Raw genomic sequence first — 14,402 nt, 5'->3', positions numbered from 1 at the left:
CTTCTGGTTCCGGGGCCGAAAGGAACGGATATGAGCACGGATTGGAGCAAGCGCACACAGGCGGTCCATGGCGGCACCCGCCGCAGCCAATGGGGCGAGGTGAGCGAGGCGATCTTTCTGACGCAGGGCTTTGTTTACGAGACCGCCGAACAGGCCGAGGCGCGGTTCATCGACTGCGGGCCGGATGAGTTCATCTATGCCCGTTACGGCAATCCGACGGTGGCGATGTTCGAAGAGCGCATCGCGGCGCTCGAAGGGGGCGAGGACGCCTTTGCCACCGCCTCGGGCATGGCGGCGGTCAATGGCGCGCTGGTGTCGATGCTGAAGGCGGGCGACCATGTGGTGTCGGCCAAGGCGCTGTTTGGCTCTTGCCTTTATATCCTTGAGAATATCCTGACCCGCTACGGGGTCGAGGTGACATTCGTCGACGGCACCGATCTGGAGCAATGGCGGGCGGCGGTGCGGCCCGGCACCAAGGCGGTGTTCTTTGAGAGCATGTCGAACCCGACGCTGGAGGTGATCGACATCGCCGCCGTGGCGGAGATTGCGCATGCGGTGGGCGCCAAGGTGGTGGTGGACAACGTGTTCTCGACGCCGGTCTTTTCGCGCGCCATCGAACAGGGCGCCGATGTGGTAGTCTATTCCGCGACCAAGCATATCGACGGGCAGGGCCGGGCGCTGGGCGGGGTGATCATCGGCAGCCGCGAGTTCATCCGGGGCACGGTGGAGCCCTATCTGAAACATACCGGCGGGGCGCTGAGCCCGTTCAACGCCTGGATCATGCTCAAGGGGATCGAGACCATGGCGTTGCGCGTCAATGCGCAGGCCGAGACCGCGCAGAAGCTGGCCGAGGCGCTGGAAGGGCATCCGGCGCTGGCGCGCACGCTCTATCCCGGGCTAAGGAGCCATGCGCAGAACGCGCTGGTGCAGACGCAACTGGGCGGCAAGGGCGGCACGGTGCTGTCGCTGGATATCAAGGGCGGCAAAGCGGCGGCGTTCCGCTTTCTGAACGCGCTGACGATCCCGGTGATCTCGAACAACCTGGGCGATGCGAAATCCATCGCCACGCATCCGGCGACCACGACGCACCAGCGGCTGAGCGAGGATCAACGCGCGGCGCTGGGGATCACGGCGGGGCTGATCCGGTTTTCGGTCGGGCTGGAGGACGCGGGCGATCTGCTGGCGGATCTGCGGAAGGCGCTGGAACAGGTCTGAGTCCTAGTCGCGCGGCAGGCCCATCGCGACGAGGGTTTCCAATTCTGCCCGGTGGCGATGGTTGATAAAACCGGAAATTGGAGTGTTGAAGGCGTCCAACCAACCTGAAAGGGTGAAGTCTGGCTGCATTTGCAGCACTCGATCCAGGTATCTTTGTGCCTGCTCGGGCCGGCCTTGTGCGGCATTGCACATCGCGCAGACGAAGGACGCCCAGCTCTCGGCATTTTCATAGGCGGCGGCGGCCTCGTAGGCTTCGCGCACCTCGGGCGCATGCATACCGCTGTGCTTGACCATGAGAGCGTGACCGACAAAAGCCTGGTAGGCCCAGGCATTCGGGTCTCGCGGACTCTGGCTCAGCGCCTTGCGCGCGGAGGCTTCCATGCGTTCGGCTTCGGGCTCTGACTGGAACAGGCAGAAGATGCAGCGCGCGAGGGAAACGGTTGCGTTGTTCGGGTTGAGCGCCTCGGCCTTTTTCAGGGCGGCGCGGGCATCGGACTCGCGGCCTGCATAGGACAGGACACAGGTCAGGGCGACCCAGCCCAGTTCCTCGCGGTCGTCGATTTCGATGGCCCTGTGGCAATGGAAAAGGCCGGTCCTGATCTCGGCCTCGACATCGGTGGCGCGGCGGGTCATCAAGCGGTACCAGTGGAGCCGCCCCAGCAAGCTGTGTGGCAGCGCGAAATTCGGGTCGATCTCGACGGCGCGGCTGCACCATTCGAGGCAATTGGCATAGCCTTCTTCGGTGGCGCCGAGATAGGCGGCATTGGCGCGCTGGAAGAGCTCCCAGGCGGTCAGGCTACCCGTCGGTTTCGCCCGGGCCATGGCGCGTTCATGCGCGCCGAGTTCCGGTTCGACACAGGAGACGATGGCGCGGGTCAGCTCGTCCTGGAGGTCGAACAGGTCTTCCATCGTGCGGTCCCAGCGGTCGGCCCAGATATGGCGCCCGGTCTCGGCCTCGATCAGCTGGGCGGTGACCCGCAGGCGGTTGCCGGCGCGGCGGACCGAACCTTCGACCACGTAACGCACGTCCAGTTCGCGGGCGATCTGGCGGATGTCCTTGTGGGTGCCCTTGTAGGCGAAGGTCGAGTTGCGGGCGATCACGAAGAGCGATCGGAAACGGCTGAGTTCGGTGATCACGTCCTCGACGATGCCATCGGCCAGGAACTCCTGGTCGGGATCCGTTGACATGTTGTCGAAGGGCAGGATTGCGATGGTGGGGCGCAGGGTTTCCGTTTTCGGGACCGGCGCGGTGGTTTCCAGTTCGGCGCGCCAGACCTCGACCGGGTCGGGGATGTTCTTGACCATCTGCGGGCCGAGCGAGGTGAACTCGGCCTCGACCTTGCCGCGCACCTGGTCGTGAACGCTACGCGAGATGCAGAGGCCACCGGGCGGGGCGAGGCTTTCCAGCCGGGCGGCGATGTTGACGCCATCGCCCAGCACATCGTCGCCGTCGATGATCACGTCGCCGAGGTTGACCCCGACCCGGAACCGCATCCTGCGGTCCTCGGGCTGGTCCGCCTCATGAGCGGCAAGCTCGGTTAGCAGGCCGGTCACCGTCCGTACCGCCGCGACGGGCGAGGGGAACTCGGCCAGAAGTCCGTCGCCCATGGTCTTGACAAGGCGCCCTTCGCCAGCCGCCAGACCGGGCAGGATCACCGTGTCGCGCAGGTGGCGCAGACGGTTTGCCGTGCCTTCCTCGTCCGCGGCCATCAGCCGCGAATAACCCACCAGATCGGCGGCGACGAGGGTGGTCAGGCGGCGTTGCATGGATAACCCGTTGGACGCGGAGGTATCGCAAGTTTGCAAACAACCAGCCCTACGGCAAGGAAATCTTTGCTCTGGCTTGGTGCTAGCCTGCGCGCCCGTAGAAGCCCGTCCGCTCGGCCTCGGTAAAGGTCACGCCGGGTTGCTCGAAATAGGAAAACACCGCGATGACGCGGGCGCGGGCGCCCTCGACGGGCGTGACGCGGTGGGCGGTGTTGCGGCCTCGGAACACGTTGAGCGTGCCGGGCCTGAGTGTCACGATCTGGCTGTCAGGGTCATCCCCGGCCAACAAGCGGGCGACACCGTCGTAATTTGGGTCGGTCTCGCTTCGCAGGTCGGTGCGGTATTCAAACCCGCCACCGGCCTCAGGCGCCTGCAACAACAGCGTTGTTGTAAATTCGGACCGGTCGAAATGCCAGTTGAGTGCCTGACCCGCGCCATAGGCCATGACATTTACCCGCGCCAGCGGATCGTCCATCACATGCAATTCGGTCTTGTTCAGTGCGGCGGCCAGGAACAGGGCGAATTCCGGCCATTCATATAGGCGCAACAGGGGGGATCCGATGATCTGGTCGGCGCACAAGGTCCGGTTGGCGGTTCTGAACTGCCGCAGCGCGGGGTGATCCTGGGGCAAATCCTCGACAGGCTTGAAATAGATGTTGTGCATGCGTTCGTGCAGGAAGGCGTCGCTGGCAAACCGCGGGATCATCGCCTCGACCATGCTGGCGGCGATATCGAGTGGTATCAGGCCGTCAAGGTCGAACATGCCCCTGGTGGCAAGGTCGGCACGGCAGCGATCCACCAGCGCCTGCCAGTCAGAGCTGCCGGGCCGGTCCAGCGGATAGCGATGTAGATCGATGATATCGTGCATTGGTTCTCTCCCCGCGGGTTTGACTCAATCTGATGGTATTCGGGCGCGCGTCCACTAAAAAAACCTGCTCTGCGCTTTGCGACCGGCAGGGGCTTTGTGCCGGTTTCGGACATCGAAGCGGTGGGTTTTGCAGGAAAAACAAATCCAGTCTGCTATGTTCTACGTAACAGGGAGCATTGGAACCCTGAGCGGGATCAGCTATGAAACCGCGATCAATCGAGGACGCACGGCATGAACATTCACCCTCGCGATGTGAACCCCACCCCGGACCGGGACGAGGCCGAGGCGGCGCTGGACGTGCTGAGGCGCTGGGCTGCCAAGGCGAGCGCGACCGAGGTCAGCCTGCTTGACCCGGCGGTGGCCAGACTGATCCCCGGCGCCATGCCATCGAACTATCCCGACCTGTCGCGTCACTATCCGCAGGACTTCGTTGCCGACGAAGCCTATCGCGACACGCTGCCCGATTTGCAGAACGGGCCCGCCAGTCTTATCCGCGGCGCCAAGCAGCAGATCCAGCATGTCGGCATCTCGAATTTCCGCTTGCCGATCCGGTTTCACCGCAAGGGCGGCGACGATCTGACGCTGGAAACCTCGGTGACCGGCACGGTGAGCCTGGATGCCGAGAAGAAGGGCATCAACATGTCCCGCATCATGCGGTCGTTCTACAAACATGCCGAGCGCACCTTCAGTTTCGAGGTGATGGAAGCGGCGCTGGACGACTACATGACCGATCTGGACACGTTTGACGCGCGCATCCAGATGCGGTTCTCGTTTCCCGACAAGGTGCGCAGCCTGCGCTCGGGGCTGGAGGGATACCAGTATTACGACATCGCGCTGGAGCTGGTCGAAAAGGATGGCGAACGGCTCAAGATCATACATCTCGACTATGTCTATTCCTCGACCTGTCCCTGTTCGCTGGAGCTGAGTGAGCACGCGCGTTCGGCGCGCGGCCAGCTGGCCACCCCGCACTCACAGCGTTCGGTGGCGCGGATTTCGGTGGTGGTCGATTGCAACGCCGATTGCCTGTGGTTCGAGGATCTGATCGCGCTCTGCCGCCGGGCAGTACCGACCGAGACCCAGGTGATGGTCAAGCGCGAGGACGAGCAGGCCTTTGCCGAGCTGAATGCCGCCAATCCGATCTTTGTCGAGGATGCGGCGCGGTTGTTCTGTGCCGAGTTGCAGGCCGATCACCATGTCGGCGACTTCCGGGTGATCGCCAGCCACCAGGAAAGCCTGCACAGCCATGACGCGGTGTCGATCCTGACCGAGGGGCCCACCTTTGCCTCGGCCAGCATTGACCCGCGCCTGTTCACCACGCTGTTCCACGTCGGATAGCCGCATTCTTGGACAGTCGGGCGGCGCGGTGGCGGATTTATGCCGCGCTGCGGCATTTTTGCTACGCAATCACGGATTGTGTGACGTAGACTGGCCTTGATGCAGATTCGCTTATCGGGCCGCCTCGCTTCCCGACCGGATGCTGCATTCGCCCGATCTGTCTGATGGAGTAAGATGGCGATGCTACAGATGACCTCTCCGCTACATGTTCAGGCCGCCGCCTATCGGCTGGCCGGATATGCGATCAGCAACCAGTTGCGCGTGATGCATATCCTGTCCCGCGCAGCACTCAATGCGCCGCTTGCGCAGGTTCAGGCGTTGCAGGCGGCCGCTTCGGCCCCTGCAACGAAAAAGAAGCCGGCATCTGCGAAACCGGTGTCAAAGCAGGAGGCAGCAGGCGAGGCGCCGGAGGTAACCGAAGTGGTCGCCAAGTCCGCCATGGCGCAGGAGCCCGAACCCAAACAGCCGATGACGCCGGTCGCGGCAGCACATCCGGCCCCCCGTCAGCGGCGCAAGCCCGCGACACCGGCGCCCTTGCCGGTCAAGGAAGAGTCCTTGGACAAGTGACGCGCGCAGCCGCTTGACTCCGGCGCCGAGGGGCGCCAACCCTGCGCCTCATGTTGGACATGCGCCCCGTCGGATATGTGATCGGTCTGCTGGTTGCCATTCTTGGCGCCACCATGGTGCTTCCGCTTGCCGCCGACCTGATCGATGGGCGCGGCGAATGGCCGGTCTTTCTGCAAAGCGGTGTGATAACCGTGCTGACCGGGGGCATTCTTGCGCTGAGCTGTGCCAATGGCGTCCGCGAGGGGCTGACCATCCAGCAGACCTTTCTGCTGACCACGCTGGTCTGGGTGGCGCTGCCGCTGTTCGGCGCCTTGCCTTTCATGTTCGGCGCGACGGAGCTGCGCTTTGTCGATGCGTTCTTCGAGGCGATGTCGGGCCTGACCACCACCGGGTCTACGGTGATCTCGGGGCTGGACGGGTTGCCGCGCGGGTTGCTCTTGTGGCGCGGGGTGCTGCAATGGCTGGGGGGCATCGGGATCATCGTGGTGGCGATGGTCTTCCTGCCCGAATTGCGGGTCGGGGGCATGCAGATCTTCCGCTCGGAAGGGTTCGACACGATGGGCAAGATCCTGCCCCGCGCGCAGGAGATCGCGGGCCAGATCACGGTGATCTACGTAGCGCTGACCTTTGCCTGTGCCCTGGTCTATGGCGCGCTGGGGATGAGTTTCTTCGACGCGCTGGTGCATTCGCTGACCACGGTCTCGACCGGTGGATTTTCGAATTACGACGCCTCATTTGGGACTTTCCAAGGTCTGCCGGAATATGCCGCCTCGGTCTTCATGATCCTCGCGGCGCTGCCATTCGTGCGCTATGTGCAGATGGTGAACGGGCATTCGGCGCCGCTGTTTCGCGACAGCCAGGTGCATGTGTTTCTCATCGTGATCGCGATCCTGGTCGGAATGACCACCGTGGTTTTGACAACGGTGTTTCCACATCATGTTGAACAGGCCTTTCGCGAGGCGTTGTTCAACATCACGTCAATCATCTCGGGCACCGGCTATGCCAGCGTTGATTACATGGGCTGGGGCGGTTTTCTGGTCACCATGTTCTTTGTCATCGGGCTGATCGGTGGCTGCGCCGGATCGACCGCCTGTTCGGTGAAGATCTTCCGCTATCAGCTGCTTTTCGCCTCGATCAAGGTGCAGTTGCAGCGGATCCGCACCCCGCACGGAGTGTTTCTGCCCCGCTTCCAGGGTCGTCCGATCGGGCCGGATGTGTTGGGCTCGGTGATGAGCTTTTTTGTCTTTTTCATCGTGACCATGGGCGTTCTGGCCTGGGGGCTGGCGCTCACCGGGCTCGACTTCATCACCGCGCTGTCAGGTGCCGCGACAGCGATTGCAAATGTAGGGCCGGGGCTGGGCGATCAGATCGGACCGGCGGGCAACTTCGCCGGGCTGAACGATGCCGCCAAGTGGATGCTGAGCGTGGGCATGCTGATCGGGCGGCTCGAAGTCATGTCCGTCTATGTCCTCTTTACCGTGCAGTTCTGGCGCGCCTGATCGGGGTTAGCCGTTTTTCGTCACGAAAAACGGCCTGGAAAACGGATGTTTTCCAGGCCGGAATTTTTGCAAAATTCCGGCTTTGCCGGAACGCCGGGTCTCAATCCCAGCAGCTGACAAGAACCGTCATGCCGCTGGCGCGTCGGTTCAGTTCGTCCGGAGTGATCCGTCCTGTCGGCGCCGCCTCACGTGGGGTCATTCCCGAAGCGGCGAGCACGTCGCGCAGGGCCTGCGCCTTGGCGGCAAAGCTTACTCCGCGCGGCAACTGCTGGCCGGTTGCAGGCTCCGGCAGCAGCATGCCAACCACCGCGCCCTGGTCGTCGATCACGGGTCCGCCCGCATCGCCGGTTTGCGGCAACAGGCCCAACCGCGCCAGTTCGGTTTCACCGCGCAGGCCCTTGACGTCGTCGAGCGTGCCAAAGGTCAGTGTCGGGGCGCCCAGGATACCTTCGTAGGCATAGCCCGCCACCGTGATCTCCGCGCCCAGGCGCGGCATCTCGCGGCCCAATCCGGCCACCACCATCGGTGCAAGCGCCTGATCGGGCCGCAGCACCGCCACGCCCAGACCGGCATCGGTATCGACCACGCGCGCGTCATAGCTTCCATCCAGCGTTACGCGGGTGCAGCCCTGCACCGCCTCGGCCACGGTTATCACGGTGCCCTTGCCATCGATATAGAAGCCCGAGCGTGACAAGCGCGGCTTGCGGATTTCCAGCCCCGAGACCAGATCGACGTTTTGTACCGCATCGCCACCCGTCGCCGGGTCCAGCACTCCTTCGGTGCGGGTAAAGCTGGCCCGCATCGCATCCAGAACCCTGGTACGGCGATCCTCGTCGCCGGTAGGCCAGATCAGGGTAAAACCCTTGATTTCGCCGCCACTCAGCGCAGCCTCGGTATAGGATACGATGCCATTGCCGCGTCCTTCGAGGGTAAAGCTGTCGCTGCGTCGTTCGCGCGGACCGTCCAGCGGCACGATCTCCAGCGTCTGCATGATGTCATAGAGGCCGTAGAGCGTCGCCTTGTCACCGGGCTGACTGATCAGCAGCACCCGAGCGCCGAGCGTGTCAGAGGCGTCGAAATGGGCAAAGGGCGCCTCGTAGCGGCTGAACCGGATCACGCCCAGCGGCAGGTCCATTTCGATCCCGGTAGCGGTGTCGCGGTGACGCGCCATGCCCGTCGAGATCAGCGGCGCGTTATACTGATCCATCAGCACCTTGCGCTGGCGGGTGGTCAGCACGCCGGTCACCTCGAACCCGTTGAAGCCCTGCCAGTCGGCCATCGACCGGCGGGTGCCAGCGCCGAAGGCGCCGTCGATTGCGGCATTGTAAAAACCGGCCGCCTGCAACGCGATCTGCAACGCTTGCCGTTCTTCCCGGCTCAGCGCCTGTTCGCTGCGGCGGGCCTGGGCAGGGGTTTCGTCCGCCGGTTCCGGTTGCACCTGTGGCGCAGCTTCGGCCACCGGCTCGGGCGCGGTCTGCTCGACCGGCGCGACAACCGCGCCCCGGTTCAGCAGATCCGAGCCCACCGGCCAGAACTGTTGCCCCAGCGCGCTTGACAGGGCGATGAAACTGTCACCGGGGATGCGCCGCTCGGCCCGATACACCCGCAATACCTGTTCGGCATCGTCCCGCAGATAGGGGCCCAGCACGATCCCGTACCAGCCCCCGCCCAGCGAGAAACCAGCCACGTCCGACAGGTCGGCGGCATAGGCCTGCGCGCGCTCTTGCGCCGTTCGCAGATTGGGTTGCGCCTCGATCTGGACCCAGACCACCTCATTTGCGGATTGCTGGGCCTGCGCGGCTGTGGAAATCAGAAAAAAAAGAGAAAGGACGGCGATCAGCGGTCTTATCATTGTTGGGTCTCGTACCTTCAAATACGTATCGTCCTCGCAGGTTATGCAGGAATTGCCGGCAAATGCCATGGGGCAGGCATGCGGTATGGGCCGGTGTGGCGATATCAGCGCAGCGGCGGGCCGGCGCAGGGCAGAAGCGCCGTTGACGCTGGAGGGGCGGTTGCATAGGAAAGGCGCGATCCTATCGCCATCCAGCGCCCGAGGCCGCCATGACCCATCCGACCCCTACCGCTCCGCGCTCGTTCCAGGAGATTATCCTGCGGCTGCAAACCTATTGGGCGTCCAAGGGCTGTGCCATTCTGCAACCCTATGACATGGAGGTCGGCGCGGGTACCTTCCACCCTGCCACCACGCTGCGCGCGTTGGGCAGTGCGCCCTGGGCCGCGGCCTATGTGCAGCCCTCGCGCCGCCCGACCGATGGGCGCTATGGCGAGAACCCCAACCGGTTGCAGCATTACTACCAGTATCAGGTGTTGATCAAACCCAGCCCGCCGGATCTCCAGGACCTTTATCTGGGAAGCCTTCAGGCCATCGGAATCGATATGGACCTTCATGATATCCGTTTTGTCGAGGATGACTGGGAAAGCCCAACGCTGGGCGCCTGGGGATTGGGCTGGGAGGTTTGGTGCGACGGCATGGAGGTGAGCCAGTTCACCTATTTTCAGCAGGTGGGCGGGTATGATTGCGCGCCGGTCTCGGGCGAACTGACCTACGGTCTGGAGCGACTTGCCATGTATGTGCTGGGGATCGACCATGTGATGGACATGCCCTTCAACGACCCGCACTCTCCGATTCCGCTGACCTATGGCGACGTGTTCAAGCAGACCGAAGAGGAATATGCCCGCTGGAACTTCGACGTGGCCAATACCGAGGTGCTGCTGAGGCATTTCGAAGAGGCCGAGGCCGAATGCGCCGCGATTCTGGCGCAAACCCATGACGACCCCAAGACCGGCAAGCGCATCGTGATGGCGCATCCGGCTTATGACCAGTGCATCAAGGCCAGCCATATCTTCAACCTGCTGGATGCGCGCGGCGTGATCTCGGTGACCGAACGGCAGGCCTATATCGGCCGGGTGCGGGCGCTGGCCAAGCAATGCGCGGATGCGTTTGTGCAGACGACCGCCGGGGGGTATGCTGCGGCCTGAGGCAGGCAGGGCAGAACCGGCGGGCCGGATCGGGGCGCATCACGCCGCCCGCAAGGTCAATCTCGAACGGACCAGATATCGGGTCCGGGCACCCAATCGGAGAAACCCATGACAGGCAAGGTCTTGGTCATTGTGCTGCTGCTCTGTGCTGCGGCCGCCGGCGCGTCGATGTATTACCTTCAGGTCTATGGCTTCTACTACGAGGTCACGGGCAGGCCGGGGCAGGATGTGGCGCTGGTGCCGCTGGGTGGCGGCACACCGCAGCCCATTGCCTATGACGGGTTCCAGGCCATCGACGCCGACAGTTCGCCCATCCGCTATCGTGCGTGTTTCCGCACCGAACTGAGCCTCGATGCGTTGGGCGCGGCGTATGACCCCGTTCCCACGCCCGAACCGCTGACCGCGCCCGCCTGGTTCGATTGCTACGACGCATCCGCGATTGCTGCGGCGCTGGAAAGCGGCCGTGCGCGGGCGTTTCTTGGGACCAAGAACATCCATTATGGAGTCGACCGGATCGTGACGGTGACCGAGGACGGACGTGGCTATGTCTGGCATGCGCTGAACAATTGCGGGCAGAAAGCTTATGATGGCACCGTGGTCGGCGAGGAATGTCCAGCCCGGCCCAAGAACTGAGGAGGCGGCTCGGGACAGGTGACAGAGACGCTGCACATATCCGCCTTCATGACCGTGACTCTGGGGCTTGCGGTTTATCTGATCGGTGTGCGGATCAACGACCGGCTGCCGTTTTTGGAACGGTTCAGTATCCCCGAACCGGTGACTGGCGGCTTGCTCGCCTCGTTGGTGGTGCTGGGCCTTTATTCCCGCTTCGGTATCGAACTGGTCTTTGACCTGACCGGGCGCGATTTCCTGCTGGTTCTGTTCTTTACCGGCATCGGGCTGAACGCGCGGCTTGGCGATCTGATCGCGGGCGGCAAACCGCTGGCGATCCTCCTGGTGCTGACCCTGCTGACCATTCTGGCGCAAAACGTGATCGGGGTGCTGGGCGCGGTGATCTTCGGGTTCCCGGCACAGGCGGGGGTCTTGTTCGGCTCGGCGTCGCTGATCGGGGGGCACGGCACCGCCATTGCCTGGGCGCCCGAGGTCGCACGGGCGACGGGCCTGTCTGCGGCGACCGAGCTGGGGGTCGCGGTGGCGACGCTGGGTCTGGTGATCGCGGCGCTGATCGGCGGCCCGATCGCCACCTATCTGGTCAAGAGCCGCAAGCTGACCCCGAACCGCCCGGGCGAGGAGCTGACGGTTGGCCTGCCCAACGAGATGGACGAGGAGCCGCCGCAGATCGACCACAAGTCGCTGATGCGTGTGCTCTTGACGCTGAACGTGGCGATCCTGCTGGGCTATGGCCTGCAGGAAAGCATCGGGGAGTTGGGCCTGAAACTGCCGCTCTTCGTGCCCTGTCTGTTGTCTGCCATCGCAGTCGGCAACCTGCGCACCGCCCTGTTTCCGCATCTGCCGCGCGTCTCGCGCACGCCGACGCTGGCGCTGATCTCGGAATTCGCGCTGGGCGCGTTCCTGGCGATGTCGCTGATGAGCCTGCAACTCTGGACCATTGCCGAGACCGGCCTGGCGCTGGCGGTGATCATCGCCGCGCAAACGCTGTTTGCCCTGGGCTTCATCCTGCTGGTGTTGTTCCGGGTCATGGGCGGGGGGTACCGTGCGGCGGTGCTGGCGGCGGGGTTCGGTGGCTTTGCGCTGGGCGCAACCCCCACCGCGATTGCAAATATGACGGCCGTGACCAAGCGCTATGGCCCGTCGCCTCTTGCCTTTATCGTGCTCCCCCTTGTATCCGCCTTCTTTGTGGATATCGCCAATGCGGTCGTCATCCAGATGATCGTCAATTTCTAAGGACCGACCATGCCCGACCTGCTGATCGAACTGTTTTCCGAGGAAATCCCCGCCCGCATGCAGGCGCGTGCCGGTGAGGATCTGAAAAAGCGGATCACCGACGGTCTGGTCGAGGCGGGGTTGACCTATGCCCATGCCGCCGCGCTCAGTACCCCGCGCCGTCTGGTGCTGGCGGTCGAGGGGCTGCTGGATGCAAGCCCCACCCAGCGCGAAGAGCGCAAGGGCCCCAAGGTCGGGGCCCCGGAACAGGCGGTCGAGGGATTTCTGCGCGGGGCCGGGATCACTCGTGAGCAGCTGGAAGAGCGGGAAACGCCCAAAGGTGCGATCTGGTTTGCCACCATCGAGAAGCCGGGCCGCTCGGCGTCGGCGATCGTGGCCGAGGTGCTGGAAGACACCATTCGCAATTTCCCCTGGCCCAAGTCGATGCGCTGGGGTGCGGGCTCCTTGCGCTGGGTGCGGCCGTTGCAATCGATCCTGTGCATCCTGACCACCGAGGCCGGGGCCGAGGTGGTGCCGCTCGACATCGACGGGATCAAGGCGGGTGACAGCACCGCAGGCCACCGTTTCATGGCACCGGCGCGGTTTTCCGTCACCTCTTTCGAGAACTATCAGGCCAAGCTGAAGCGCGCTTTTGTGGTACTGGACCCCACAGAGCGGGCGGACCACATATGGAACGACGCCCAGAACCTTGCATTTGCCGCAGGACTGGAACTGGTCCAGGACAAGGGGCTTTTGGCCGAGGTCGCGGGCCTGGTCGAATGGCCCGTCGTGTTGATGGGGGAGATCGGCGCCGAGTTCCTCGACCTGCCGGCGGAGGTACTGCAAACCTCCATGCGCGAACATCAGAAGTTCTTCTCGGTCCGCAATCCCAAGACCGGCCGGATCGAACGGTTTGTCACCGTCGCCAACCGCGAGACCGCTGACAATGGCGCCACTATCCTGACGGGTAACCAAAAGGTGCTATCTGCGCGACTGGCCGATGCCAAGTTCTTCTGGGACAATGATTTGCGCGTGGCGCATGCGGGCATGACCGACTGGACGGACGCGCTGGAAAACGTGACCTTCCACAACAAGCTGGGAAGCCAGGGCGACCGTATCCGCCGCATCGCCGCTCTGGCGCGCGAACTGGCCCCGGTTGTTGGCGCGGATGCGGGGCAGGCAGCACAGGCGGCAACTCTGGCCAAGGCTGATCTGAGTTCCGAGATGGTCTTCGAATTCCCGGAACTTCAGGGGCTTATGGGGCGCTATTACGTTGCCGCTTCAGGTCAGGACGCTGCCATCGCCGCCGTGGCGCAGGACCATTACTCGCCGCTTGGTCCCTCCGATGACGTGCCGACCGCGCCGCTTTCTGTCACCGTGGCGCTGGCCGACAAGCTTGATACGCTGACCGGCTTTTGGGCCATCGACGAAAAGCCCACCGGCTCGAAAGACCCCTTCGCCCTACGCCGCGCGGCGCTGGGGGTGATCCGGCTGGTGCTGGCCAACGACCTGCGCCTGCCGCTTGATCGGTCCATCGACGCGCAATTGCTGCGCCACAAGTACCACGCCAGCAACGGCGAGGCCGCCCTGCGCGACCTGATCGAAGAAATCGCCGATCACGGCGTCTTCGGCGCTGCCTTTGAAACGATCAAGGAGAAGCTGGGTGATGCGGACGCGCTCGAGGCGCTGGCCGGCGATGTGCCCGATCTTTCCGCCGACCTGCTCGCCTTCATCCACGACCGCCTCAAGGTCTTCCTGCGCGACGAGGGCATCCGCCACGACGTGATCGACGCCTGTATCGCGATGGCGGGCAACGATGACCTCAATCTGCTGGTCAAGCGTGCCCGCGCGCTCAACGCGGTGATCGCCACCGAGGATGGCGAGAACCTGGTGCAGGGCTTCAAGCGCGCCAACAACATCCTGACCCAGGCCGAGGAAAAGGACGGGGTCGAATACTCCTTTGGCGCCGATATCAAATTCGCAGAGGCCGACAGCGAAAAGGCGCTGTTTGCCGCGCTGGAGCAGGCTCAGGCAACCATCGACGCCGCGCTCAAGATCGAGGATTTCGCCGCCGCCATGACGGCCATGGCCGCCCTGCGTGCGCCGGTCGATGCCTTCTTCGAAGAGGTGCAGGTCAATTCCGACAATCAGGTGGTGCGCCGCAACCGTCTGAACCTGCTCAGCCATATCCGCAAGGTCTGTTCCAGCGTCGCCGATCTGACGCGGATCGACGGTTGAGGCACCCGACGCGCGCCATCCCTCTTTAGCGCGCATAGGGCTTCGTCGGGCGCTCGGTCTGCCGGGGTCCGGCC

General features: G+C 63.9%; 11 protein-coding genes. 8 read left to right on the top strand and 3 right to left on the bottom strand.

Annotated features, from left to right (window positions below; translation table 11 throughout):
* The first annotated feature begins 30 nt into the window (after positions 1-30).
* Positions 31-1,215, top strand: a complete 1,185-nt coding sequence (metZ, locus tag AC2FL1_RS01490; protein WP_496875765.1) for an O-succinylhomoserine sulfhydrylase — start codon at positions 31-33, stop codon at positions 1,213-1,215.
* Between the two features lie 3 nt (positions 1,216-1,218).
* On the opposite strand, the gene AC2FL1_RS01485 is transcribed toward metZ, so the two are convergent.
* Positions 1,219-2,982 (bottom strand): adenylate/guanylate cyclase domain-containing protein, encoded by a 1,764-nt coding sequence (locus AC2FL1_RS01485; RefSeq protein ID WP_496875764.1) that lies wholly within the window; start codon positions 2,980-2,982, stop codon positions 1,219-1,221.
* An 82-nt stretch (positions 2,983-3,064) separates the two neighbouring features.
* Positions 3,065-3,850, bottom strand: coding sequence for a HalD/BesD family halogenase (locus AC2FL1_RS01480; protein WP_496875763.1), 786 nt, complete (start codon positions 3,848-3,850; stop codon positions 3,065-3,067).
* Between the two features lie 231 nt (positions 3,851-4,081).
* Here AC2FL1_RS01480 and folE2 point away from each other — a divergent pair, with 231 nt between their 5' ends.
* The 3 genes from folE2 to AC2FL1_RS01465 all read left to right on the top strand — a co-directional run bounded on the left by folE2 (position 4,082) and on the right by AC2FL1_RS01465 (position 7,251).
* On the top strand, positions 4,082-5,185 hold the full coding sequence (folE2, locus tag AC2FL1_RS01475) for a GTP cyclohydrolase FolE2 (protein WP_496827990.1): 1,104 nt from the start codon (positions 4,082-4,084) through the stop codon (positions 5,183-5,185).
* 174 nt (positions 5,186-5,359) lie between these two features.
* Positions 5,360-5,752, top strand: coding sequence for a hypothetical protein (locus AC2FL1_RS01470; protein ID WP_496875762.1), 393 nt, complete (start codon positions 5,360-5,362; stop codon positions 5,750-5,752).
* A gap of 50 nt (positions 5,753-5,802) precedes the next feature.
* A complete protein-coding gene (locus AC2FL1_RS01465; RefSeq protein ID WP_496827994.1) occupies positions 5,803-7,251 on the top strand; it encodes a TrkH family potassium uptake protein in 1,449 nt (482 codons plus the stop codon).
* Positions 7,252-7,351: 100 nt separating this feature from the next.
* Here the strand turns inward: AC2FL1_RS01465 and AC2FL1_RS01460 are convergent, their stop codons facing one another.
* The gene (locus tag AC2FL1_RS01460; RefSeq protein ID WP_496875761.1) at positions 7,352-9,103 is read right to left on the bottom strand and encodes a serine protease; all 1,752 of its coding nucleotides are present in this window, start codon (positions 9,101-9,103) and stop codon (positions 7,352-7,354) included.
* Between the two features lie 209 nt (positions 9,104-9,312).
* Between AC2FL1_RS01460 and AC2FL1_RS01455 the strand changes: the two genes are divergently transcribed.
* The 4 genes from AC2FL1_RS01455 to glyS all read left to right on the top strand — a co-directional run bounded on the left by AC2FL1_RS01455 (position 9,313) and on the right by glyS (position 14,328).
* Positions 9,313-10,248 (top strand): glycine--tRNA ligase subunit alpha, encoded by a 936-nt coding sequence (locus AC2FL1_RS01455; protein WP_496827997.1) that lies wholly within the window; start codon positions 9,313-9,315, stop codon positions 10,246-10,248.
* A gap of 108 nt (positions 10,249-10,356) precedes the next feature.
* Positions 10,357-10,881, top strand: a complete 525-nt coding sequence (locus tag AC2FL1_RS01450) for a DUF6446 family protein (protein WP_496827999.1) — start codon at positions 10,357-10,359, stop codon at positions 10,879-10,881.
* Between the two features lie 18 nt (positions 10,882-10,899).
* Complete coding sequence (gene gltS, locus AC2FL1_RS01445) at positions 10,900-12,111, top strand: sodium/glutamate symporter (protein WP_496875760.1); 1,212 nt, start codon at positions 10,900-10,902, stop codon at positions 12,109-12,111.
* A 9-nt stretch (positions 12,112-12,120) separates the two neighbouring features.
* Entirely contained in the window at positions 12,121-14,328 is a 2,208-nt protein-coding gene (gene glyS / locus AC2FL1_RS01440; protein WP_496875759.1) for a glycine--tRNA ligase subunit beta, read from the top strand.
* Positions 14,329-14,402 lie beyond the last annotated feature (74 nt).

The organism is Ruegeria sp. YKSF070 (assembly GCF_059612725.1).
Note: the sequence above shows the minus strand (reverse complement) of the source record. Positions and strands in the feature narration are given on the sequence as shown.

Coding starts and splice junctions, on each gene's coding strand:
- folE2 (WP_496827990.1), top strand. CDS start 4,082: ATGAACATTCACCCTCGCGATGTGAACCCCACCCCGGACCGGGACGAG.
- AC2FL1_RS01470 (WP_496875762.1), top strand. CDS start 5,360: ATGGCGATGCTACAGATGACCTCTCCGCTACATGTTCAGGCCGCCGCC.
- metZ (WP_496875765.1), top strand. CDS start 31: ATGAGCACGGATTGGAGCAAGCGCACACAGGCGGTCCATGGCGGCACC.
- AC2FL1_RS01455 (WP_496827997.1), top strand. CDS start 9,313: ATGACCCATCCGACCCCTACCGCTCCGCGCTCGTTCCAGGAGATTATC.
- AC2FL1_RS01465 (WP_496827994.1), top strand. CDS start 5,803: ATGTTGGACATGCGCCCCGTCGGATATGTGATCGGTCTGCTGGTTGCC.
- glyS (WP_496875759.1), top strand. CDS start 12,121: ATGCCCGACCTGCTGATCGAACTGTTTTCCGAGGAAATCCCCGCCCGC.
- AC2FL1_RS01460 (WP_496875761.1), bottom strand. CDS start 9,103: ATGATAAGACCGCTGATCGCCGTCCTTTCTCTTTTTTTTCTGATTTCC.
- AC2FL1_RS01485 (WP_496875764.1), bottom strand. CDS start 2,982: ATGCAACGCCGCCTGACCACCCTCGTCGCCGCCGATCTGGTGGGTTAT.
- AC2FL1_RS01480 (WP_496875763.1), bottom strand. CDS start 3,850: ATGCACGATATCATCGATCTACATCGCTATCCGCTGGACCGGCCCGGC.
- AC2FL1_RS01450 (WP_496827999.1), top strand. CDS start 10,357: ATGACAGGCAAGGTCTTGGTCATTGTGCTGCTGCTCTGTGCTGCGGCC.